General features: G+C 49.0%; 26 protein-coding genes and 1 tRNA gene. 13 read left to right on the forward strand and 14 right to left on the reverse strand.

Annotated features, from left to right (window positions below; all coding sequences use genetic code 11):
- Positions 1-265: 265 nt before the first annotated feature.
- Positions 266-931 carry a 6-phosphogluconolactonase gene (pgl, locus tag NZ875_04780; GenBank protein ID MCS7175052.1) on the reverse strand — a complete coding sequence of 222 codons (666 nt, stop codon included), beginning with the start codon at positions 929-931 and terminating at the stop codon, positions 266-268.
- Positions 916-2,385, reverse strand: a complete 1,470-nt coding sequence (gene zwf, locus NZ875_04785) for a glucose-6-phosphate dehydrogenase (GenBank protein ID MCS7175053.1) — start codon at positions 2,383-2,385, stop codon at positions 916-918. The genes pgl and zwf overlap by 16 nt, the downstream gene beginning before the upstream one ends.
- 164 nt (positions 2,386-2,549) lie before the next feature.
- Between zwf and NZ875_04790 the strand changes: the two genes are divergently transcribed.
- Positions 2,550-3,065 (forward strand): hypothetical protein, encoded by a 516-nt coding sequence (locus tag NZ875_04790; GenBank protein ID MCS7175054.1) that lies wholly within the window; start codon positions 2,550-2,552, stop codon positions 3,063-3,065.
- A gap of 82 nt (positions 3,066-3,147) precedes the next feature.
- Positions 3,148-3,453 carry a hypothetical protein gene (locus NZ875_04795; GenBank protein ID MCS7175055.1) on the forward strand — a complete coding sequence of 102 codons (306 nt, stop codon included), beginning with the start codon at positions 3,148-3,150 and terminating at the stop codon, positions 3,451-3,453.
- Between the two features lie 87 nt (positions 3,454-3,540).
- Here NZ875_04795 and NZ875_04800 read toward each other — a convergent pair whose 3' ends face one another.
- The 4 genes from NZ875_04800 to NZ875_04815 are packed head-to-tail and all read right to left on the reverse strand — an operon-like array spanning position 3,541 to position 7,428.
- The gene (locus tag NZ875_04800; protein ID MCS7175056.1) at positions 3,541-4,215 is read right to left on the reverse strand and encodes a CoA transferase subunit B; all 675 of its coding nucleotides are present in this window, start codon (positions 4,213-4,215) and stop codon (positions 3,541-3,543) included.
- Positions 4,212-4,871 (reverse strand): 3-oxoacid CoA-transferase subunit A, encoded by a 660-nt coding sequence (locus NZ875_04805; GenBank protein ID MCS7175057.1) that lies wholly within the window; start codon positions 4,869-4,871, stop codon positions 4,212-4,214. Before NZ875_04805 ends, NZ875_04800 begins: the two co-directional genes overlap by 4 nt.
- Before the next feature lie 3 nt (positions 4,872-4,874).
- Complete coding sequence (locus NZ875_04810) at positions 4,875-6,086, reverse strand: acetyl-CoA C-acetyltransferase (protein MCS7175058.1); 1,212 nt, start codon at positions 6,084-6,086, stop codon at positions 4,875-4,877.
- 13 nt (positions 6,087-6,099) lie between these two features.
- Complete coding sequence (locus NZ875_04815) at positions 6,100-7,428, reverse strand: TIGR00366 family protein (GenBank protein MCS7175059.1); 1,329 nt, start codon at positions 7,426-7,428, stop codon at positions 6,100-6,102.
- Positions 7,429-7,559: 131 nt separating this feature from the next.
- Between NZ875_04815 and NZ875_04820 the strand changes: the two genes are divergently transcribed.
- From NZ875_04820 to NZ875_04835, 4 genes are read left to right on the forward strand one after another with little or no spacing between them, the layout of a single operon-like run.
- A complete protein-coding gene (locus NZ875_04820) occupies positions 7,560-7,961 on the forward strand; it encodes a GntR family transcriptional regulator (protein MCS7175060.1) in 402 nt (133 codons plus the stop codon).
- Positions 7,924-8,709 carry an ABC transporter ATP-binding protein gene (locus NZ875_04825; protein ID MCS7175061.1) on the forward strand — a complete coding sequence of 262 codons (786 nt, stop codon included), beginning with the start codon at positions 7,924-7,926 and terminating at the stop codon, positions 8,707-8,709. The genes NZ875_04820 and NZ875_04825 overlap by 38 nt, the downstream gene beginning before the upstream one ends.
- A complete protein-coding gene (locus NZ875_04830; protein MCS7175062.1) occupies positions 8,706-9,470 on the forward strand; it encodes an ABC transporter permease in 765 nt (254 codons plus the stop codon). The genes NZ875_04825 and NZ875_04830 overlap by 4 nt, the downstream gene beginning before the upstream one ends.
- Positions 9,471-9,483: 13 nt before the next feature.
- Positions 9,484-9,804, forward strand: coding sequence for a YbjQ family protein (locus NZ875_04835; GenBank protein MCS7175063.1), 321 nt, complete (start codon positions 9,484-9,486; stop codon positions 9,802-9,804).
- On the opposite strand, the gene lysA is transcribed toward NZ875_04835, so the two are convergent.
- The 8 genes from lysA to flgB form a co-directional block, all read right to left on the reverse strand.
- Positions 9,785-10,942 (reverse strand): diaminopimelate decarboxylase, encoded by a 1,158-nt coding sequence (gene lysA / locus NZ875_04840; GenBank protein ID MCS7175064.1) that lies wholly within the window; start codon positions 10,940-10,942, stop codon positions 9,785-9,787. The two genes, NZ875_04835 and lysA, sit on opposite strands and share 20 nt — an antisense overlap.
- Before the next feature lie 20 nt (positions 10,943-10,962).
- Complete coding sequence (locus NZ875_04845; protein ID MCS7175065.1) at positions 10,963-11,709, reverse strand: ATP-binding cassette domain-containing protein; 747 nt, start codon at positions 11,707-11,709, stop codon at positions 10,963-10,965.
- Complete coding sequence (locus NZ875_04850; GenBank protein MCS7175066.1) at positions 11,706-12,668, reverse strand: ABC transporter permease; 963 nt, start codon at positions 12,666-12,668, stop codon at positions 11,706-11,708. Before NZ875_04850 ends, NZ875_04845 begins: the two co-directional genes overlap by 4 nt.
- Positions 12,665-13,645, reverse strand: a complete 981-nt coding sequence (locus NZ875_04855) for an ABC transporter substrate-binding protein (protein ID MCS7175067.1) — start codon at positions 13,643-13,645, stop codon at positions 12,665-12,667. Before NZ875_04855 ends, NZ875_04850 begins: the two co-directional genes overlap by 4 nt.
- Positions 13,646-13,908: 263 nt before the next feature.
- Positions 13,909-13,996 (reverse strand) — tRNA-Leu (locus NZ875_04860).
- Positions 13,997-14,014: 18 nt separating this feature from the next.
- Positions 14,015-14,308, reverse strand: a complete 294-nt coding sequence (gene fliE / locus NZ875_04865) for a flagellar hook-basal body complex protein FliE (GenBank protein ID MCS7175068.1) — start codon at positions 14,306-14,308, stop codon at positions 14,015-14,017.
- 4 nt (positions 14,309-14,312) lie between these two features.
- Positions 14,313-14,720 carry a flagellar basal body rod protein FlgC gene (flgC, locus tag NZ875_04870; GenBank protein MCS7175069.1) on the reverse strand — a complete coding sequence of 136 codons (408 nt, stop codon included), beginning with the start codon at positions 14,718-14,720 and terminating at the stop codon, positions 14,313-14,315.
- 1 nt (position 14,721) lies between these two features.
- Positions 14,722-15,099 carry a flagellar basal body rod protein FlgB gene (gene flgB, locus NZ875_04875; protein MCS7175070.1) on the reverse strand — a complete coding sequence of 126 codons (378 nt, stop codon included), beginning with the start codon at positions 15,097-15,099 and terminating at the stop codon, positions 14,722-14,724.
- Positions 15,100-15,193: 94 nt separating this feature from the next.
- Between flgB and NZ875_04880 the strand changes: the two genes are divergently transcribed.
- The 7 genes from NZ875_04880 (at position 15,194) to NZ875_04910 (ending at position 23,508) form a co-directional block, all read left to right on the forward strand.
- Positions 15,194-16,207 (forward strand): L-threonylcarbamoyladenylate synthase, encoded by a 1,014-nt coding sequence (locus NZ875_04880; protein ID MCS7175071.1) that lies wholly within the window; start codon positions 15,194-15,196, stop codon positions 16,205-16,207.
- Positions 16,208-16,291: 84 nt separating this feature from the next.
- Positions 16,292-16,855, forward strand: a complete 564-nt coding sequence (locus NZ875_04885; protein MCS7175072.1) for a methionine synthase — start codon at positions 16,292-16,294, stop codon at positions 16,853-16,855.
- Positions 16,848-19,172, forward strand: coding sequence for a homocysteine S-methyltransferase family protein (locus NZ875_04890; protein MCS7175073.1), 2,325 nt, complete (start codon positions 16,848-16,850; stop codon positions 19,170-19,172). Before NZ875_04885 ends, NZ875_04890 begins: the two co-directional genes overlap by 8 nt.
- Positions 19,169-20,503, forward strand: a complete 1,335-nt coding sequence (locus tag NZ875_04895) for an aspartate kinase (protein ID MCS7175074.1) — start codon at positions 19,169-19,171, stop codon at positions 20,501-20,503. The genes NZ875_04890 and NZ875_04895 overlap by 4 nt, the downstream gene beginning before the upstream one ends.
- A gap of 5 nt (positions 20,504-20,508) precedes the next feature.
- Positions 20,509-21,831, forward strand: coding sequence for a 4Fe-4S binding protein (locus NZ875_04900; protein ID MCS7175075.1), 1,323 nt, complete (start codon positions 20,509-20,511; stop codon positions 21,829-21,831).
- Entirely contained in the window at positions 21,828-22,574 is a 747-nt protein-coding gene (locus tag NZ875_04905) for a UPF0280 family protein (GenBank protein MCS7175076.1), read from the forward strand. Before NZ875_04900 ends, NZ875_04905 begins: the two co-directional genes overlap by 4 nt.
- On the forward strand, positions 22,558-23,508 hold the full coding sequence (locus tag NZ875_04910) for a methylenetetrahydrofolate reductase (protein ID MCS7175077.1): 951 nt from the start codon (positions 22,558-22,560) through the stop codon (positions 23,506-23,508). Before NZ875_04905 ends, NZ875_04910 begins: the two co-directional genes overlap by 17 nt.
- Positions 23,509-23,517: the final 9 nt, after the last annotated feature.

Consider the following 23,517-nt stretch of genomic DNA (forward strand, 5'->3'; position numbering starts at 1 on the left):
ATCTCAATCTTTGTAAAGATGAACAGACCAAAAAAGTCTAAATTCAGATCGCAAACCTCAACGAAGCTTCGAACGTTTTCTACAGCCAGCGCTCAGTAGCTTCAAAATAAGTTCAGAAACATTCCAAGATTCATTTTGGCAGACTAGAATTTCAAGAACAGTTCAGTTGCCATGGTGAAGTTGAGCTGAAAAATCACTGCAAAGTGTGGAACTTTCACAAAAGATGTGGACATGTCGTCAAAGAAACGGTTTGGGGGAAATCGAATCAACCGCTGACGAGCCAGACGGTTTCTCTCCTACCTTCCACGAAAGCGGCTGGGAGAATCTTTCCGCTGAACATTTCGTGAAGTTTTTTCTTTTTCTCTTGGCCAGCGATCAGAAAGATCACATGGTCTGTCCTGTTGAGCGTTTTTAACGTCAGACTGATCCGTGGGACCTTCGGTGTTCCAGACGGTGCAACGAACACGACATCTTCTCGCCAGACAGAATCGTCAAGTTCAAAGATCGATGCCACGTGTCCATCTTCGCCCATCCCAAGGATGGCAAGGTCGAAACCTTCAGGTGCGTGCTTTCTGAGCAGTTCGGTGTACGAGTTTAAGGCCTCAGCCGGTTCAAGGTCTGTTCTGAAGAAATGAACACCCCGTGGCGAAGGGTTCAACTTGCTGAAGAACACTTCGTTGATGGCTTTGAAGTTGCTGTCGTTCGAATCGAGAGGCACGAACCTTTCATCGCTCAGGAAGAATTCAAACTCGTCCCATGGAAGGTCAATTTGGATCAATCTTTCATAGAGCGGTAGTGGGGTTCTACCCCCAGCCAGAACGATTTTGAGATTGGGCTTTCGCGATAGAACCTCTTCGATCTTTGAAGCTATCAGCATGAGGGAAAAATCGTAGAAATCTTGCTGTGAAACGTGTATCACGGCTTTCGCCATTTACGACCATCTCTCTCGATCAGATCGTCTGCCTCTTTCGGCCCCCAGCTTCCCGCAGGATAGAGATGGGGCTCGTACAACTTGGGTTTTTCCTGCCATTCTTTTAGGACTGGATCGAGCAACTGCCAAGAAACCTCCATGTCATCTTTTCTAACGAACAGTGAGGAATCGCCCAAGATGACGTCCAGGAGCAACCGCTCGTAAGCATCGGGAAGCTTCACACCGAAATAGTCTTCGTATTTGAAACGCATATCGAGTTGTTCCAAGAAGATGGTGGGACAAGGACGTTTGACGTTGAACTTTAGCACGATCGATTCGTCTGGTTGCAGTGTGAAAACGATCGCGTTCGGTTCTATAGCTCCTGCAGGAATGTTGGGAAACACGGAATGGGGAATGTTTTTGAAAAAGACTGCGATCTCTGCTAGTCTCTTCGCCAACCTTTTCCCAGCCCTCAAGTAGAACGGCACGTTGCTCCAGCGCCAGTTGTCTATGAACAGTTTCATGGCCACGAAAGTTTCCACGTTCGAATCGCTCGCCACGCCTGGCTCTTCCCTGTAGGCCCGCACGACTTTCCCATTCACAGTCCCTGAAGAATATTGACCTCTGACCACCACACTCTTCAAATCTTTCACAGACAACGGCCTGATCGATTTTAAAAGTTTCACACGTTCAGTCCTGAAACTTTCAGCATCCATCAAGGAGGGGGGTTCCATCGCCACGATCGAGAGCATCTGAAGCATGTGGTTTTGAAACAGATCGCGCAGGAGACCTACAGATTCGAAATAACCAGCCCTATGCTCCACACCTATATCTTCAGCGATCGTTATTTGAACATGATCGATGAACTTGTTGTTCCAGATCTCTTCGAAGATGAAGTTACCGAATCTGAAGATCAGAACGTTCTGAACTGTCTCTTTCCCAAGATAGTGATCTATCCGATAGATCTGGCTTTCTGAGAAATATCTCTGCAGAGTTTTTTCAAGTTCAAGTGCCGATGAGAGGTCTCTCCCGAAAGGCTTTTCCACGACGATGCGCGAAAAGTTGTGCTCTTCACGGTTCAAGCCAAGTCGACCGAGATTTTCGACCGTGTGGGGATAAACCTCGGGTGGCACGGCGAGATAGAAGATTCTATTTCTATTCGTTCTGTGGCGCTTTTCCAAAAAATCCAACTTTTCGATCAACGAAGAATAACTGCTCGGATCATCGTAAACGACGCTCGTGTAGTAACAACGCTTCAGAAATTCTCCATCACACTTGAAGCGCGATCTGAACTCATCGTCACTCATCTTGGTCCTCGCAACACCCAAAATGAAAAAATCACGTCTCAGAATGTTGGACGTATAGAGTTGGCACAGTGCAGGTATCAACTTTCGGCTGGTGAGATCACCCGAAGCTCCGAATATCACGATACCGAAAGGACTTTCAACACTTGGAAAACATGTTTGAAATTGCATACAATCTTTTCACAGCCTTTCTTCAAATAATTTCCATTTCGACCTCTACTGTGATTGTACAATCAGTTTCACTGAGAAAAGCGATTTGAACCAGACAAACTCTAATGTTTTTCTAATCAAAAATACTTTACAATGGGATCATCCATCCTGAGGAGGGGATGAAGGTGAAAAAATTCCTGTTGGCAATTTCCTTCATGGTCGTGACATTGAGTTTTGCACAGTTTCAACCGATCAAGCCGAACATCCCGTTCGTACCCTTGTTGACCACCACGGTACAAGAGGTTGATGTGCTTGGTTCTTACGGTTCTGTATGGAAGATTTACTGGGATGGTTGGGAAGCCACCCTCGTGTTCTTCAAAGGTGGGAGCGGTTACATCGAAACTGCGGATAGAAAGAAGTACAATCTGACTTACATGATATTGAAAAATCCCCAAGACAACATCGCAGGCATGACTGGACCAGGTTACACCGGTAAAACGACCAGCCTCGGCCATCGAATAGTTTTCTCCGTCGATTTCGCTCAAACACCCAACAACACTCAAGACGATCAGAGGTTCGATGGCTACATCTTCACCCAAACACTCAAAACACCGAGCAAACGTGCGATCGCAGGTATCACGTGGTGGGATGGAATACCTTTCGGTTTCTACGCAACGTATTGGTACGACGTGCCAGGTTAAAAACCTGACATTTTGAAAAGGCGGGCTCGTGCCCGCTTTCGTTATAATATAAGTTATGAGGGCTCGTTGGGGGGACGAGGGTGTGAATTACAGATGCGTCTGTAAAAACTGTGGAGAAGTTTACTACTCTGCAACGTCGATCAAGTACCATTTGGAGAAGAAGTGCCAGAATTGTGGAGGAGAACTGGTAGAATTTTCGGCTAAACCTAAGCTCGGTGAGATGCTCACGGCTCTAGGTTTGTTGGATGACGCAAAGCTCGCCGTTGCGTTGAATTTTCAAAGCAACTTGGACAGAAAAGTTCCGTTGGGGAACATCTTGCTGTTGATGAACTTCATTTCACAGAAAGAGTTGGCAAAAGTGTTGGATGTGCAAAGAAGACTTCTTTGATTTTTGACTTTCACAATCTTGAAAAATGCAGAACCAACGACAAATGAAGAAGCGGGCTTGCGCCCGCCTCGGTTGAGATCTAAACGATTACAAACTTATTGGCATCGTGGAAACCGTTTCTGGAATCAACAGCCTTGCCTCGGTGAACTTGAGCACTTCTTCGATCGTGGTTTCTGGTGCCACTTCTTTGAGCACCAAACCCTTTTCAGTGACCTCGATCACGGCCATATCGGTGACTATGAGATCCACCCTTCTGACCGAAGTCAACGGCAACGAGCATTTTTTGACTATCTTGGGAACTCCTCCTTTTTCAACGTGCGTCATGGCCACGATGACCTTCTTGGCACCGGTGACCAGATCCATCGCGCCACCCATGCCTGGGATCAATTTGCCTGGGATCATCCAGTTGGCAAGATGACCTTCTTCGTCCACCTGAAGGCCTCCAAGCACGGTGATGTCCACGTGACCTCCTCGAATGAGTCCGAAAGACGTTGCGGAGTCGAAGGCTGCGGCACCCGGTATGAAAGTCACCGGGCTACCTCCCGCGTTGTTCAAGTTTGGATGCTCATAACCTGGCTCCGGCGCTGGACCCATGCCGAGGATTCCGTTCTCGGATTGGAAGAACACCGTGACCCCCTTAGGGATGTAGTTGGCCACCAAGGTGGGAATGCCTATTCCAAGGTTGACGATGTCACCATCCTTCAGTTCGAGTGCAACCCTTTTGGCTATCACAGTCCTTGAAACTTTGGGATCTTGGATCATTTCGCATTCCCCCTCACGATGTAGTCCACAACCGCATGTGGCACGTGCACTTCGTTGGGATCCAAACCTCCAACTGGTACCAACTCTTCGACTTCGACGATCGTCACACTCGCCGCGAAGGCCATGATCGGGTTGAAGTTCCGTGCAGTGTAGTTGAAGAACAAGTTCCCCAGAAAATCTGCCTTTTTGGCCTTTATCAGGGCAAAATCTGCCTTCAAGGCGGTCTCAACCAGATATTCCTTGCCGTTCAAGGTGATCTTCTGTTTTCCATTCTCAACGATCGTTCCGACACCCGTGGGTGTGAGAACTCCTCCAAGGCCAAATCCACCCGCCCTGACACGTTCTGCGAGCGTTCCTTGTGGGACGAGTTCGACTTCGAGCGTGCCTTCGATCATCTGTTTTTGAGTTTCAGGATTGGTACCTATGTGCGATGTTATGACCTTCTTGACCAACCTGTTCACGATGAGTTTCCCTATACCCTTTTCAGGCATGGCGGTGTCGTTGCAGATCACTGTCAGATTCTTCTTTCCCGCTCTGACGAGACCATCTATGAGCAGTTCGGGTGTGCCGTCACCCAAGAAACCTCCGATCATCAAAACGGCACCATCTGGTATCATCTCGATGGCTTTCTCGACACTGATGAGTTTGTTTTTCATGTCTCAACCCTCCTGAACGTTCTTTATGATGACGGCCGTGCCCATACCTCCACCAACGCACAGACTCGCAAGACCGAACTCAACGTCGCGCTTCTTCATTTCATAGAGCAACGTGACCACGATCCTGTTTCCACTCGCACCGATCGGATGACCCAGCGCGATGGCACCACCGTTGACGTTCACCCTCTCTTCGAGCCAATCGTCACTCACACCGTGCTCCTTCTTCACATCCCTCAGAACGGCGATGGACTGTGCGGCGAACGCCTCGTTCAGCTCTATTAGGCCTATGTCTTTGAGCTTGAGCTTGGCTTTCTCCAAAGCCTTCGAGATCGCTCCAACTGGTCCTATACCCATGATCGCCGGATCCACCCCGTGCTGGGCGAACGAAACGATCTGCGCCAAAGGCTTGAGGCCATACTTCTTGACAGCATCTTCAGAAGCCAAGATCACCGCAGAAGCTCCATCGTTTATACCAGAGGCATTACCCGCAGTGATCGTACCATTCGGTTTGAAGGCTGGTCTGAGCTTAGCAAGAGATTCGAGCGTAACGTCGAACCTTGGATGTTCGTCGGTGTCGAAGATTTTGTCGCCCTTCTTGTCTTTTATGACGATCGGTGCGATTTCGTCTTTGAACCTACCTGTCTCGATAGCTTTTTTGGCTTTCATTTGACTTTTGTAGGCGAACTGGTCCTGTTCTTCGCGACTTATACCGTACCTCTCGACCAAGTTCTCCGCTGTGACTCCCATGTGGTACATGTTGAAGACGTCCGTCAAGCCATCGTAAACCATGTGATCGACGATCTCACCGTTTCCTAGCCTGTAACCGAAGCGAGCTTTGAGCAACAAATATGGCGCCATGGACATGTTCTCCATGCCTGCGGCGAGTACGATCTCCGCTTCGTTGAGCATGATGTCCGTCGCACCGATCATGATCGATTTCATGCCAGAGGCACAGAGCATGTTCACAGTATAACCTGGTTTTTCTGCAGGAACGCCCGAGTATATACCAACCTGCCGGCCAGGCCCCATGCCTTGGCCGGCCATGAGGATGTTTCCAACGATCGTTTCGTCGATCCATTCTGGCTTGACGTTCGCCTGTTCCATCGCTGCTTTCGCCGCAGTGACGGCGAGCTGTACTGCCGGAATGTCTTTCAAAGTACCGCCGAAGGTACCTATCGCAGTCCTCTTGGCTCCCACGATGTAGACCTTTCTCACAGATCCCCCTCCTTCACAAAACCATGAACAAGATGCTCGTGACAATACCACTCCAAATCAGAGCGACGACACAGTAACCCATGATGTCTCTGATCTCAAGTTTCGCCACAGACAGTAACGGAAGAGCCCAGAAAGGTTGAATCATGTTCGTCCAAGCGTCTCCCCAAGCCACACCCATGATCACCTTCGGAACGGAAGCACCTATCTTCATCGCAGCTTCGACCATGATGGGCCCTTGGACGGACCATTGACCTCCACCGGATGGTATGAACAGGTTGATCAAACCTGCGCTCCAGTAGGTGTATAGAGGTAGCGTCTTGGCGTTCGAGAAAGATGCGAACCAGTTCGCAATGGTCGCTGCCAAACCAGATCTCGTCATCATGCCCATGATACCGGCGTAGAACGGGAACTGTACGACGATGGCCCAAACGGTCTTTCCAGCCTCGATGGCTGCCGCAATGAAGTTCCTAGGAGTACCGTGCAGGATGATGCCGAGCATGAGGAAGATGAAGTTGAGTATGTTCAAGTCCAATGATCCTTTCTTGACGAAGAAGTAGTAAAAGATGTATATCAAACCGATGATACCTATGATGAGCGAGAGGATGAAGCTGTTTTCCATCTTTTCAGCGGGCGTCATCTCTGTTGGTTTCTTCTTTGGTAGTTCTTTCTTTTCACCGAACGCTGCAGGATCGACTTCCACAACCTGTTCTTTCCTCGGATGCATACCGGCCATGATGAAGGGCAACGTCACGAGCAGAACGATCACCGGAACGTACGCGATGGGTGAAAAGATGGTTTGAGAAACTGGGATCAAACCGATCTTGGCTTCGAGGAAATGACCTTTCGTGTTGACGAGCAACGGTGCCGAAGCGGAAAGACCAGCATGCCAAACTAGGAAACCAGAATAAGCGGAAGCCACCAAGAGAGGATAGTGCAAACCTTTACCTTTCATGTTCCTAGCGATCTCTATCGCCAACAGGGACGTGAAGATCAAACCAAAACCCCAGTTGAGATAGCTGGTGACGATCATGACAACGCATGCAAGTGCGACGGCCTTGAACGGTGTATCGGCGGCTTTAGCGATCGTTTTGAGGATCAAGGCCATGGGTTTGGTTTGAGCCAGAATGTGACCAGTCATGAGCACCAAACACATCTGCATGGCGAAAGCGAGCAGTGCCCAGAATCCATCTCCCATGTAGATGATCATGTCGATGGGGCTTTTCTTTTGAATCACGATGCCTAGAACGAAGGTGAGTAGTGTGAGGATCATGGCGAAGATCAGAGCGTCAGGTAGGTACTTCTTGGCGAACCTTGAAAAAACGTCTCCAAGAACTCGCAGCATCCCAAACCCTCCTTTGTAAAAGAAGATTTCTTAACTGTTAAACTATCACTTTGGGTCCATCAGAATCAAGTAAACGCCCGTTTCAGTTGACATGCATGCTGTAATATTGTACTATTACAGTGGTGATTATTCTGTGGTTCAAAGTTGATTTCAACTCGCACATACCTGTGTACAAACAGATAAAAGACAAGCTGAAGTTGCTCATACACACCGGTCGGTTGAAACCGGGAGATTTCGTGCCCTCGATAAGAACACTCGCAGAAGATCTGAACGTCAACGTGAACACCGTGGCGAGAGCTTACAGAGAGCTCATGGCGGAAGGTGTGATCGAACCTGTACGGGGTGAAGGTTACATCGTGAAAAAGCTCGACGAAAAAAGGTTCATTGAAGCGACCCTGCAGAGATTCATCGAAACGATCGAAGAGTGCAAGAGGGTCGGGATCGAGCAAGAAAAGTTGGTTCGCTTGCTGAAACAAATCTACGGGAGGCGAAAAAATGGTTCTGAGTGTGAAGAATCTGACGAAAAGCTATAAGAACAAACGAGCCGTCAATGGCGTTTCTTTTGAAGTTAAAAAAGGTGAGATCTTCGCTCTGTTGGGACCAAACGGAGCTGGGAAAACGACGACGATGAAGTGTATCCTCGGTCTCAGAAAACCCGATTCAGGATCTATCCTTTTGAACGGTTCTTTCAGTTATCTTCCAGAGCAGAAAGAACTGTATCGTTACACGACTGTAGAAAAGATGGTGAAAATCACTCAACAGATCACGAAAGACTTCGATGCGGAGAAAGCTTTCTCGTTGCTGAAAGAATTCCAAATCCCTCTGAAAGAAAAGATCGCGAACCTGTCTCACGGTATGACCACGCTCACCTACCTTTCACTCGTTTTGGCTCAGAGAGCCGAACTGTACTTGTTGGACGAACCTACATGGGGTTTGGACCCACTCATGCGCAACAGAGTGTTGGAGATGATCAGGGGACTTTCCGCCGATGGCAGATCCGTTCTGTACACGAGTCACATACTTTCAGAGGTGGAGAGGGTGGCCGACACTGTGGCCATCATGGTTTCTGGCAGGATCGTGGAGCTCGACAACTTGGACGATCTGAAGGAAAAATACGCCCTTTGCGTTGTACCGAAGGGTGAAAAGGTGAGTGGTTATCTTTACAAATCGACCGAGAGCGAGGATGTGTACTTGGTCAAGAAAGAAGAAGCGAAAGGTGAAACACAACCTGCGAGTTTTGACATCATCTTCGAAGCGCTCGTGAAAGGGGTGAAAGAATGATCAAAAAAGAGTTCGGCGATATGAAGCTGAGAACTTTCGTGCTTCTTTTTCTTGGAATAGGCTTTTTCTTCATGGTTGCTCCCTTGCATAAATTCGCGCTGGAGATGTTGAACGAGTATGCACAGATACCGAACATGCCGAAGTTTCTGGAGAGGTTCTTGCCCAGAGGTTTTGTGGAAAAGCTCTCAGAATGGAACTTTTACATCTACACACAGTGGTTCGGTAAAAATTTAGGACAGTTCGTCCCCATATTCGCCATCATCATGGGCTTCCCCATCTTCGCGAGAGAGATAGAGAACGGTACGATAGAATTCCTCTTGGCTCGAAGCAGCAGGGAAAAGGTTTTCATCAGTAAGGTATTGACTGTGAGTTTGGTCGTTTTTTTCCAAATGATCGTTTTCTCAATCCTTCCGGCGTTCTATTCATTGCTTGCTTCCAAAAATCTAGATTACACGTACCTCCTCGCTTATTCGATCCACACGATCGTTGGTGCCCTCTTCTGGCTCGCTGTGACCATATTGTTCTCGGTTCTGTCTGACGATCAAGTGAAGCCCATACTTGGTGCGATTGGAACGCTCGCAGGTACCACGGTGGTCGCGGTGTTCAAACCTTTGAGGTTCATGAACACTTATTCGTACATCCTTGGAGGCAAGATTCTATCGAACGGGAAGATGGATGTTCCATACACATTGGTCTTGCTCGGCTTGTCAATCGCTTTGATGTTGCTGAGTTATGTGAGTTTTTTGAAAAAAGAGTTCTGATGGGGGTGATCGAATGCTTCTTTCCACAACCGAGAGGATTGAAGGTTATCAGATCGTCGAGACACTCGGGATGGTCATGGGTAACGTGGTCTATTCGAAACACATAGGCAAAGACATTGCGGCAGCTTTCAAAACTTTGGCGGGTGGGGAAATCAAATCTTACACGGAGCTCCTCACGGAAGCGAGGAACATCGCTTTGAACAGGATGATCGCCGAGGCTGAGAAACTCGGTGCCGATGGGATCATCGGTATCAGATTCGGCAGTGCTTCGATAATGCAATCGGCCGCGGAGGTACTCGCTTACGGGACGGCCGTCAAGCTGAGGAAGCTCTGAGGTAATTTTCTTTCGAATAGATCACCTCGGGAGCTTTCCTCAGCAAATTGTAGTGCGATGACATGGCATAACCGTAAGCGCCAACGTCTCTGATCACGACGAGCTCTCCTTCTTTTGGTTCGGGAAGTTTCAAACCCTTCGCGAAGGTGTCTGCACTCTCACAGACTGGACCAACGACGTCGGCCACGATCGTCGGTCTGTGGTTCGTCGGATAGAGCGGTTCTATCCTGTGTTTGGCGCCGTACAGTGCCGGCCTGATCAGGTGCGACATACCGGCATCGACGACTATGAACGTTTTGTTCTTCGTCCTTTTGACGTACTCCACTTTCGTGACGAGAAAACCTGCAGGAGCAACGATCCATCTACCGAGTTCCAGCAGAACCTTGGCACCGAAACCTTTCAGTATGGGAAAGATCTCTTTCTCGTACTCGTTCAAATCCAACTGTCTTCCATCACCGTAGTCGATGCCCCAGCCACCACCGAGGTTCACGAGTTCCAAGTTCAACCCCAACTTCGAGGCGAAGTTTCTCATCGATTCGAACGCCTCTTTGAACGGACCAACTTCGACTATCTGAGAACCTATATGGCAGTGGAGTCCCACCAAACGGATGAAACGACTTTTCGAGATGAGCTGAACCATTCTTTCCGCAGTTTCGTAGTCCACACCGAATTTGTTCTCTTTCAAACCCGTGGCGATGTGGGGATGGGTTTTTGGATCGACGTCCGGATTGACCCTTATGGCCACTCTGACTGGTTTGTCGGCGAGCTTTTCAAGACGGAGCAATTCTTCAAAACTGTCGAGGTTGATACAGAACACACCATCTGAAACGTAGTGCTTCAATTCCCCAGAGCTTTTGCAATTTCCATTCACTACGATTCTATCTGGAGTGAATCCGGCCTTTCTCACCTGCTCGTACTCGCCGAACGAAACGATGTCCACCATGGTTCCAAGTTCGTTGAGCCTTTTGAGGATATCCAAATTGAAGTTGGCCTTGACCGCGTAAGCTAAATGGAAGTCGAACTGTTTGAAAAATCGATACACTCTCTCGACACGTTCGGTGATGAAATCGACATCGTAAAGGTAGAAAGGTGTGCCGAATCTCTCGGCGGCTGAAAGGAGGATAGAGGAATTGAGCATACTCAATCAGCTCCTTATCATCAAGTTATGGTTGTTATTTTGGATTTTATCATCGATTTGAGCTGGCTTGCTTGGATTTTTTGTTTCGATTTATCGATTCGTGCAACGATCCTCCCATCCTCCATGACTATCACTTGATCACCGTATTGCTCGGCGATGTTCATATCGTGTGTGATCATCAAGATGGTGGTACCGAGCTCTTCGTTTATCCTTTCGGTGAGCTCCATGATCTTCTCAGTACTCTTGGGATCGAGCGAAGCGGTGTGCTCATCCAAGAGTAAAATCTTCGGATTCGAAGATACGGCCATCACCATGGCGAGAGCCTGTTTCTGTCCACCAGAAAGCTTCGAAGCCTTCTTTTTCAAATTCTCTTCGAGTCCCAAACCCGTCGACTTGAGCAACTGAATCGCTCTTTCATCTATGCGTCCAAAGCCAAGGCCTCTGAAACCTTTCTTCCTTGCGAGCATCAAATTCTCTTCGATGCTCAAATTTGGAAAAATCCCCAAGTTCGGATCTTGACAAACTATGCTACCGCACTTGAAGATCTTCTCCTCTTTCAGAATTTGTCCCATGACTCGGCACAAACCGAAGGTCGGTTTCACTTCCCCCACGATCACCTTCATGAGCGTGCTCTTCCCAGCGCCGTTGGCACCAACGATCACGACGAATTGACCTTCTTCGATCGAAAGGTCAACGTCGTTCAGGGCGACTTTTTCATCGAGTGTGCCTCTGTTGTAGATCACCGTGACGTGTTGAAGTTCTATCATACAGTCACCTCACTCTTCTTCAATCTTCTCGCCGCTATGACGCTCACAACGAAAAGTGCCGTGAGCAGTTTCATATCACTCGGTTTGAAACCGATGCGATAGCCGTACTTCATGGCGAGTGTCAGCAGAACTTGATAGACTACAGCACCAGCTATGGGGAAGAAGAGACCGTACGCAAAATCGCGCGAACCAAAGATGATCTCTCCCAGTATGACCGAAGCCAAACACACCACCACAGTGCCGGCACCCATGTTCACATCAGCAAAGCCACTGTACATGGTGAACAAGGCTCCAGACAGACCCACCAGGAAGTTGCCCATGGTCAATCCCATCAAGGCGAAAAGGTTGGGATTCACGCCGAGCACCTTCACGGCAAACCTGTTGCGACCATAACCTCTCAACATCGTGCCGAGTTCCGTTCGAAGGAACAACCAGAGCACGAACGTCACGACTGCCAGCAGTGAAACGATCATGAGCAGATCGTGACCATCAGCCTTGTTGTTGAAGGGGATGCTCACAGCCTTCATTCCACGCGCCTCGAACTGGAAATTTTCAGTCCCACCGAGTATGTCGTCCAAAGGAGTTTTGCCCACAACTTGTTCGTATGCGAGCACCCTTTCGGTACTGAAACGCGGTATAGGCAGATTCGGTGAGTTCATGACCCTTATCGCTACAGAGTAGAGTGCCGTCATGACCATGATCGAGGCGAGGAGTGAATGAATCTTGAACCTAGTCGTGATCAAGGCAGTTACAAGCCCGGCTGCACTGGCGGCGAGTGCAGCCAGGATCGTTGCACTGACCCACCCATGGCCGGAATGAAGGAGAGAGGCCACGACGGCCCCACCGATGATGTAGGAACCGTCGGGCGTCAGATCGGGAAGATCAACGAGTCGAAACGATATGTAAACACCCATGGCGGCCAAGGCGAGCAAAAGCCCTTGTTCCAGAATGGGGATCATCTTTTCACCTCTTGGCCGTTCTGAACGATTATGTTGGCCCTATCGACGAGCTCTTTGGGTATGCTCACCTTCAGTTGTTGTGCAAGATCGAGATTGATGTACAACATGAGCGACTCAGGTCCAAGAAGACGCGATTCCAACTCGCTCGGCTTTTTACCCTTCAGGATTTCGACCAACAGCTTTCCACTCTCAACACCCACTTGGAAATAGTCAAAACCAAAGCCTATGAGACCTCCTCCGCGTGCGATGTCCACATCCGCTGCAACGATGGGTTTGTTCAACCTCAAAGCGGCCGCTGCGATCGCTTGGATGGAAGAAGCTGCGGTGTTGTCGGTGCCGATGTATATGACATCCACGTCCGGTCCCACGCTGTTGACCGCCGTGACCATCTCACCGGAGGAAGTACCAGTCATATCGATGATGGTCAGTCCGAGTGCGGGAGCTGCAGTCTTCGCAATGTTGGTCAGAGTGACGGAGTTGGCTTCACCAGGGTTGTAGAGCACTCCGATCTTCTTCGCGTTTGGAAAGACCGTTTTGATGAGCCTCAGATGCGTAGAAACTGGCACCATGTCAGAAATACCAACGACGTTAGAATCGTTCCTTCCGAGCTGTTTGATCAGTCCAGCTCCGACCGGGTCAGTCACTGCGGAGAAGATCACGGGCCTGTCGGTTATCACCTGCACGCAAGCTTGAGCACTCGGTGTTGTGATGGCCACAACGATGTCGACTCTCTCACTTGCGAACTTCCTCGCTATGGCCACGGCGTTCTGTACACTCCCCTGTGCGTTCTGCCTATCGATGATCACGTCAGTCCCAACTTTGAAACCTGCACTTTCGAGCACTTTGATGATCCCATCGAAGACCGCGTTCAGAGCTGGATGATCCACGATCTGGGTGATGCCGACTCTGACGGCTCCAAAGCTCAAGACAGACAAGACTAACAAGATCCCCAAGGCGGTTAAAGTTTTCCTCAACATACCCACACCTCCAGAAATGTTCGTTTAAAAAAAGAGGGCATCCTTTTTGGATGCCCTCTTCCTCACCTTTTCTTTTAAGATTCCCCCTCTATGTGCCAAGTGGCTTAGGGGGAATCCCGGAAGAGGGCCTTCCCCTAAACCACCAATAAGCGTATGCAAATTCACCGTGCTGAACGATGTTCACCGTTTCCATAGAAACCCCCGTTCGAGCCTTGTTTGATAGGAGTATATCATCAGGTTGAAGGCATGTCAAGTTACAAAAATGGTGCCGGGGATCGGATTCGAACCGACACGGAGCCTCGCTCCAGCGGATTTTAAGTCCGCAGCGTCTGCCTGTTCCGCCACCCCGGCACCCAAATCAATTATAAACTAAAGTTGCATCCTCATGATCTCCCTGTAGGCTTCGATTATCTTGTTTCGAACCTCCGTGGTGAGCCTCAGGGCGATCGTAGCTTTCTCAGCTTCAATGATGACTTCGTGTATGTTGCTGATCTTGCCGAGTGCAAAATCTGATGCCATCTTCTCGGCATTCTTCTGAACCTGATTCACTTTGTCGAATGCTTCCTTCAATATCTCCGCAAAATCTGCGGTCTTCTTAGTTGTCTTTTCTTCTTGACCCCTCTGGACGTTGACAGGACCGATGTTACTGATACCATCTATCATGCGATCATCCCCTTCCGATCTGTAGGGCGCTGTTTATCATGGATTTGGTGACGTTGAAGGCTGAAACGTTCGCTTCGTAGGCACGCTGAGCGCTTATCAGATCGACCATCTCTCTGAGTACGTTCACGTTTGGAAATCTCACATAACCATCTTCACCGGCGTCCGGATGGGACGGATCATAAACGAGCCTGAACGGTGATGGGTCTTCTTCTATGCGTACCACCTTCACTGCCGATGTCTTATTTTTGTCGACGAAGTACTCGGCGAAGATCGGTATTCTTCTTCTGTAAGGTTCACCACGTTCAGTCCTCGTTGTTTCAGAGTTCGCTATGTTGCTCGCTATTATGTCGAGCCTGAAACGCTGTGCCGTCATGCCAGACGCACTCACGTTGAAGATGGTGAATTCGTTCATATTATACACCTCTCAACACCGTGTTGTAATACTCTATGTTCTTCGACATGAGCCTCGCCAGCACTTCGTATTTGAGACCGTTGGCGACCATCTGTGTCACTTCGTAATCGATGTCCACACCGTTCAGATCGTTACGGTAGAAAGCTTGTTTGTCAACTTCGATCTTCGGTCGGGGAAGGGAACGGACTGAAGGTAAGTGTTTCTCGTGCGTTGTGGCGAGTTGAAGCTTAGAGGCTTCCTTAAGCATTTCTTCGAACACGACGTACTTTCGACGATAACCCATCGTCTCCGCGTTGGCTATGTTCTGAGTGTGGACGCTCTGCCTGAGCATCGCAACATCCATTCCAACCTTCAAAATCTGGAAGTTCGTGTTGAACATACCTTGCCTCCCGATGAACTCTTCTACAGCCATACGAGTCTTTCCTAAGGATCACAGGTTAAAATGTTCTTGAAAACGATGAGGGGTGTTCGATTTGAGCTTGATATTGAAGGTCGATCCGATCAATCCGAGTATGGAAGTGATCAAGAAGGCTGCGGAAATAATAAAAAAGAGTGGCACAGTCGCCTTTCCAACGGAAACCGTCTATGGACTTGGTGCGAACTGTTTCGACAAGGTGGCAGTCCTTCGAGTGTTCGAGATAAAGAGAAGGCCACCGGACAACCCTCTGATCGTGCACATATCCGACCTCCAACAGCTCGATCTCTTGGTGGAAGACGATTTGACCAAAGCTGAGCCACTCATCGAAACGTTCTGGCCTGGACCAGTCACGCTCATATTCAAAAAGAAACCTCAAGTGCCCAAACAAGTCACAGGAGGGCTCGAAACCGTTGCCGTGAGGATGCCGAGCCATCCTGTCGCCAAAAAGCTCATAGAGGTCAGCGGAGTACCCATCGCTGCACCGAGTGCGAACCTTTCTGGAAGGCCCAGTCCCACGAGCGCACAGCACGTCATAGACGATCTCTATGGACTGGTGGACGCGATCATCGATGGTGGTGAAACACCGCTCGGCCTCGAATCGACAGTGATAGACCTCTCTCGGGATGAACCCACACTGCTCAGACCAGGCCCAGCCACCGTCGAAGAAATAAGGAAAGTGGTGCCAAATCTGCGCATACCAGACTTTCTACTCGGAAAGAGCCAACCGGAAAGACCCCTCTCACCCGGTATGATGTATCGACACTATGCACCGAACAAACCGATAGTGCTGGTGATAGATGAAAACAAGCTCGACACAGTCTTGATGGAGTATCCCGACGCACCCATAGTGTGCCCCGAAGAGATGGCCAGAAACTTTTACGGAAGACGTCTCATAATAATGGGAAAGCTTTCAGAACCTTACACGATCGCGCAGAACCTCTTCAAAGTACTCCGATCCATAGACACCGTTTTGGCCGATGTGGCCATCGTGGTGGGTTTACCTGAAAAAGGGATACTCTTTTCGGTGATGAACAGGCTCAGGAAAGCTGCGAGTCGAGTGATTGAATAAAACCTTCAACTTGCGTTTGCATTAGTTTCATACATTATCGAGCCCAACGATTGTATGATTTTCAGCTAGCAAGGAGGATGAGAATTGGTCGAAATTTATCTCCCAAGCGTTGAGGAGTACATGCCGGACAAAATTCTATTCCTCGCACGACTCAAAGCGCGTTACAAGAACATCGTCAACGAGACAGACCTTCTGGTGCGCCTCAACGAACTGTACCTGGAAGGATTGAGGAATGTTTCACCCACCGTCCATCATACCGTCCGTCCTGTGGAAGAACTCCCCCCGTCTTTGATACCGAATTCTTTTCTCAACGTGAAACGAGTGAGCCTTTTTCTTTCAACTTTGGGTAAGAGCATCGATGAATCGATCAATTCATTTTTGGAACGAGGTCGCACGCACGACGCTGCGGTGTTGGACGCGTGGGCTTCAGAAGCGCTCGAGGCGTTGAACGAATCGTTCGATGAAAAGTTGAGAAATAAATTCGGCAGGGGCACGATGAGATTTTCTCCAGGCTACGGTGAGGTCGACATCAGGTGGAACAGATACATCGTTGAACTTTTGAAGGTCGATGGCGTGGAAGTGCTGAACAGCGGTATCATGGTTCCAAGAAAGACGACAACCTGCATGATCGGGTGGTACGATGGATAGAAACGAATTTTCTCAACTTTTGAGAGAAAGAGTGCTCTTTCTGGATGGAGCTTACGGTACTGAGCTCTTCAAGAGAGGCTTTCGAGGAAAGTTGATCGAAACATTAAACCTACAGGATCCTGAAAAAGTTGGACAACTCCAGCGGGAATACATCGAAGCTGGAGCCGATATGTTGCTCACCAACACGTTCAGTGCCAATCGAATAAAGCTGGCACAGTACAATCTTGCAGACGCCATCGAGCAGATCAACAGAAGAGCTGTCGAGATAGCCAAATCCGTGTGCAAGAATGGCCAGATCGTTCTTGGTGACATGTCATCGACCGGTGTGCTGTTGAAACCTTTCGGGGAGCTCGATTTCGATGTAGCTTACGATGTGTTCAAAGAGCAAGCAAGCATTCTGATAGATTCAGGCGTGGATGGAATAATCATCGAAACCATGAGCGATCTTAAAGAACTCAAGGCCGCCGTTTTGGCCGTCAGGGACGTGTCGAAACAGATACCTATCATAGCTTGCATGACCTTCGAAGAAGATGGTAAATCTGTGACTGGAACTTCCGTGGAAATCTTCGCCACGCTGATGAACGATCTGGACGTCGATGTGGTGGGCATCAACTGTACTTTAGAACCAAAACAGATGATTTCCGTTTTTTCCAGGTTGGCCAAGTTCTGCCGAAAACCGCTGTGTGTGGAACCGAACGCTGGAAAGCCTACACTCGTTGAAAACAGGCTCGTCTACAGAACCAGTCCAGAAGAGTTCGCCATTTACATGAGAGATTTCGTGGAGCTTGGGGCGAACATAATCGGCGGTTGTTGCGGCACTGGGCCTGAGCACATAAAGTTGATGAAGAGTTACGTTGGGGAAAGAAAACCTATCCATAGGAACGTGGATGAACGACAGTTCCTATCATCCAGGACCGTTCTGAAACCTACAGATCCTTTCTTGTTGATCGGAGAGCGCATAAACGCAACTGGTAAGAAGAAGCTTCAAGAAGAAATAAGACAGCTCAATTTCTCGCAGATCGTCAAGCTCGCTCAAGAGCAAGAGCAGGAAGGTTGCGCGGTCATAGATGTGAACCTCGGCCTTGAAAAAGTCTTGAACGAGGAACATTTCAAAAAGTTGATCGTAGAGTTGGACAAGTACGCCAGTTTGCCACTCTCCATAGATGTTCAAACGCTGAACTTTCTGCAAGTCTGTTTCAAAGAGTACGTGGGTAGACCACTTTTGAACTCGGCAACGTGCGATGAGAAACATTTGCTCGAGCGTATCGGGTTGCTCAAGCGTTACGGTGGCATGCTCATCGTGCTGTGCATGGAAAAAGAAATTCCTGAAGACAGCGAAGGCAGAGTGAGGTTGGCAAAGAAAGCTTCAGAAATTCTCAAAGCCGAAGGTATTGAATTAGAAAGAGTTTTCTTCGATCCACTGGTACTGCCAATCGGAGCGAAGAAGGATCATCGGGTGACGGTGGAGACGATAAGGAAATTGAAAAATCTTAGCTTGAAAAGTTGCATTGGTCTGTCCAATTTGAGTTTTGGCTTGCCCGAGAGAGAGAACGTCAACTCGGCATTCCTCGCCCTCTGTGTTGAAGCTGGACTGAACGGAGCCATACTGAACAGCAAAGAGGCAACGACGATGAACGTGCTCAAAGGCGCCCTCACGCTCAGGGGAGAACAGTTGGTGAAACTGGACCAACTCGAGGAGGAACCTTTGGTCAGTCATATACTGAAAGGTCAAAGAGAACAGTTGATGAATTTCGTTCAAGAGATGTTGAAAACACAAGATCCGCTCTATATAAGTCAAAACGTACTTGCGAAGGCGATGGAAAGGGTTGGACAGCTGTACGCCATAGGAAAGATCTACCTACCACACTTGTTGCTCGCTGCCGAGACGGTACAGCCGATCTTCGATCGTCTGAACGAACTGATGGGTGACTCGGAAGTGAAACTTGGCAGAGTGCTTCTGGCCACCGTTCAGGATGACATACACGATATAGGTAAAAAGATCGTCGCGACCGTGTTGCGCAGTGGGGGTTTCGAAGTGATCGACATCGGTAAGAACGTTCCACCAGCCCAAGTGCTCGAAGCTGTGAAGAATTTCAAACCAGACATCGTTGGACTTTCGGCGATGATGACCACAACGGTTGGATTCGTCAAAGAAACGGCGGACCTACTCAAGCAGAACGGTGTGGAAGTTTTTGTGATGGCTGGTGGAGCCTCGATGAACGAACAGCTCGCCAAACAGTTCGGAGTTTATTACGCCAGGGATGCCCTCGAGGCGTTGAAGTTGTGTAAAAGCCTCATTGGAGGTGAGAAGAGTTGAAAAGGTGTGTTGTGAAGTTCGGTGGTTCCAATCTGAAAAGCCGAAACGATCTTTTCAAGATCTTGGAAGTTGTGAGGATGTATCGACAAAATCTGATCGTGGTGGTTTCTGCCGCCTACGGTGTTACCAACCAGCTCATAGATGCCGTGTCCAAGATCGATGAGTTGGATGTGGATGGATTTTTGAATTCTTTGTACGAAAAGTATCGCTCTCTTTTGGGCAAAGACGATGAAGAACTCAAGTCCAGAGTCTTCGAAATCAAAAACGCTCTGCTCGGTTCGAAACTTTTAGGTGAAGTGCCGTTGCAATTTCAGGACTTCATCGTCAGCCACGGTGAGAGATGCTCATCTTTGATGCTGACGAAATTCTTCAGAGAGAATGGCTTTCCTTGCGAAGAGGCACTCCCAGAACAGTTTGGACTGATCACCGATGGGAGGTTCGGCAACGCCACGGTGAACCTCGAGTTGTCACGCGAGAACGCCTTGAAATTCTTCAAAAAAGATGGAAACTACGTCGTAGCTGGCTTCTACGGACTACACGACGGTAGGTTCACCATACTCGGTCGAGGTGGTAGCGACTATACGGCCACGTGCTTGGCGTATTGTCTCGATGCGGAGAGGGTGGATCTGTACAAAGACGTCTCTGGTTTCATGACGTGTGATCCGAAGCACGTTGAGAACGTCAAACCTGTGAGGCATCTTTCTTACGATGAAGCAGCGGAGTTGTCCTACTTTGGGGCGAAGATCCTACACCACGCGACGGTTGAACCTCTGAGAAAGAAAGGTATCCCGCTTTATATATTCAACATAAATCAATTCAGAAGCATCGATGAACCTGACACGATCATAACTGCGAACGGCTCGACTACGGAAGACATAGTCAAGAGCATTTCGTTCACCGACGACATAGCGGTCGTGCAGTTCAAAGGTTCCAACGTGGGTCGAGTACCAGGTTTGCTCGGTCAGATCGCTTCGATGTTCGGAGCGGAGAACATCAACATAAAATCCGTGGTGACGTCCCAAACGAGCATAAACGTACTCATATCGCGTCAAGACCTCGAAAGATCTAAAAAGATCGTCTCGAAACTCAGTATCCCAGAAGTAGAGCAGATCGATTTCAAAACCGATATCTCACTGATAGCGACCGTGGGAAACGGGTTGCTCCAAAAGCATGGCATCGCGGCAAAGATTTTCTCAGCCGTCTCCAAAGAACAGATCAACGTTCAAATGATCTCTGCGGGTGCATCCGAAGTCACGATGTACTTCATCGTGAACATCACCGACAGAGACAAGGCGTTGCGAGCGATCCATAAAGAATTCTTCGGGGGGTGAACGGAATGAAGACGATTGAGCAAATCAATGAAAAAATTTTGAAGGGTGAGGCGGTGGTGCTCACAGCCGAAGAGGTCGTGAGTCTGGCCAAGCAGGAAGGTGTGAAGGAAGTCGCCAAGAAGGTGGATGTGGTGACGACAGCCACTTTCGCACCGATGTGCTCCAGTGGTGCTTTTGTGAACTTTGGACACACGAAACCTCCGATGAGAATGGAAAGGATAGAGATAGAGGGAGTGGAAGTCTACGGAGGGTTGGCGGCGGTGGATGGTTACATCGGAGCAACGCAGGAATCGAAGCAAGACAAAACCTTCGGTGGTGCTCACATCATAGAGTTGCTGATCAGGGGAGAGAATCTCAAACTCAACGCCGAAGGCAAGGGCACCGATTGCTATCCGAGAAAACAGTTCGAGGGGTACATAAACAAGCAAACTATAAACGACTTTTTCATGTTCAACCCGAGGAACGCTTATCAGAATTACTCGGCAGCCACGAACAGTTCTGATAGAACGATTTACACGTACATGGGCAAGTTACTGCCAAGGTTCGGTAACGTCACCTATTCCACTTCTGGTGAGTTGAGCCCACTTTTGAAAGATCCCAAGATGCTCACCATAGGACTTGGAACGAAGATCTTCCTGTGCGGTGCTGAGGGCTATGTGGTTTGGCCAGGCACGCAGTTCAGAAACGATGTGAAGGTGAACGAACATGGAATACCGATCTCCCCTGCAAGAACACTCGTCGTCATCGGTGATGCGAAGAGGATGAATCCAAGATACCTCAGGGCGGCCTATTTCAAGAACTACGGTGTGACGCTCTTCGTCGGTATCGGTGTTCCCATACCGGTGCTGAACGAGGAGATCGCTCACTTCGTGAGCAAATCGAACGAGGAGATAACCACGGAAGTGAGGGACTACGGCAAACCTGGAAGACCTGTACTCAGACTGGTGAGCTATGCGGAACTGAAATCTGGCTGGATCGAGATAGACGGCAAAAAGGTGAAAACTTCATCCATCTCAAGTGTGGCCATGGCCAGAGAAATAGCCGATGTGTTGAGGAAATGGATCGTTGAGGGGCGCTTTCTGCTGACAAAACCGGTGAAACTCTTCAACGAAGATCGCTCTGTGAAAACCCTGGAAGAGATCAAAGAAGCCGAAAGGTTCAAAATTCAGGAACCTACGTGTGTGAACTGTGGCATGTGTGTGGGCGTGTGCATGTACGACGCTTTAAAGATGGTGAACGATGCGCTCAAATTCGAGGAAGATGCTTGTGTTCGTTGTGGCCTTTGCAGCGATGTGTGTCCCGTTGGAGTGAAACTCCCACCTCTATGAAGAAGTTCTACAGAGACTGGTGCAGCGGGAGGTTCCAATCCTTCGTCGTTCAGTACAGAGAGACCGACCTCTGGATCGGTGTGGATGAGTTCGAACCGAGCATGCCGAACGCTGTGCTCGAACTTTTGAAAGCACTCTATCAGCAGTTGTTGGAAGTGGGTAGAAGTTCGGCCGAGTTCTTCACCTCACTGGAACCAGTGAAGATCGATCGTGGACCGAAGATCGCCATGAAAATGATCGAAGCGGCGAGTTTTGCGAACGTTGGTCCGACTGCGGCGGTGGCCGGGGCGTTCGCGGATGAGGTGGGAGAATTCTTGCTGAACAAGTTCAAATGCAGAGAGGTCGTTGTGGAGAACGGCGGAGACGTGTTCATTAAATGTGAAAAACCTTTGATCTCCATGATCTACGCTGGAGATTCCCCCCTGTCCGGAAAGGTGGGACTGCAACTGCCAGAGGGAACTTGGGGAGTGTGTACCTCTTCGGGAAAGGTGGGACACTCTCTGAGTTTCGGCAACGCGGACGCAGTCACTGTCGTTTCCAAAAGTAGCGCCATCGCCGATGCGTTCGCAACAGCTTACTGCAACAGAGTGAAGAGCAAAAGGGATGTCACAGCGTTGCTCGAAACAGCCATCAACGAACATGTTCTAGGTGTGGTGGTCATCTTCGAAGACGTGCTGGGAGTCAAAGGACAGTTCAAGATCGTGTTCGATACGGACGGTGATGAAGATGAAACTGGTCGATAAGTTGAAAGAAGGGCATTTCCTATCGATCGAGGTACTCCCACCAAACAGGGGGCACAGCGTGGAAGAGATATTCAGAACCGTCGACGAACTGATGGAGTTTCCAATATCCTTCATCAACGTCACCAGACACGCACCGGAAGTGACTTACATCGAGCACAACGGGCAGATCATCAAGGTGACCAAAGTGAAACGACCCGGAACGGTTGGACTCGCAGCGGCTTTGTTGCACAGATACAGAATAGACGTCGTTCCACACGTGATTTGCTACGGTATGGATAAATATCAAATAGAAGACCTCCTGATAGATCTGCATCTCATAGGCATAAGGAACGTGTTCGCCGTCAGGGGAGAATACGAAAATCCCACCAGCGAGCAACAAGACAGAAGTTCTTACAAGCATGCAGACGAACTGGTGCGCCACATCTCCAATTTGAACAGGGGGATCTATCTGTATCCGAGCGAGGGGAACGAGCCCACGGATTTCTGCATCGGCGTGGCCGGTTATCCTGAAAAGCACTTCGAAGCACCGAACATGGAAGAAGATCTCAAAAACTTAAAAAGAAAAATAGACGCAGGTGCTCATTACGTGATCACACAGATGGTCTTCGATGTGGGGATCTATAAAAGGTTCGTCGAAATGGCCAGAGAGTTCGGCATAAATGTCCCCATCATCCCCGGTATAAAACCAATCACCAACCTGAAGAGCGTGTACTCGATACCAAAAAAGTTCTTCGTCACGATTCCAGCACGATTCGTTTCGCAGATGCAACAGGCGAAGAGCGACGAGGAAGAATTCAAGATCGGTGTGAAGTTCACGGCGAAACTCGCGGAAGATCTCCTCGGCGCCGGCGCTCCAGCGCTCCACGTGTTCACGATGGGTCGCGCGAAAGCCACGAAGGCTTTTTTGAAGTTGCTCTATTCGAAACAAGCGTGAGAGGAGGTT

It is taken from the genome of Pseudothermotoga sp. (assembly GCA_025060105.1).
Classification (GTDB): Bacteria; Thermotogota; Thermotogae; order Thermotogales; family DSM-5069; genus Pseudothermotoga_A.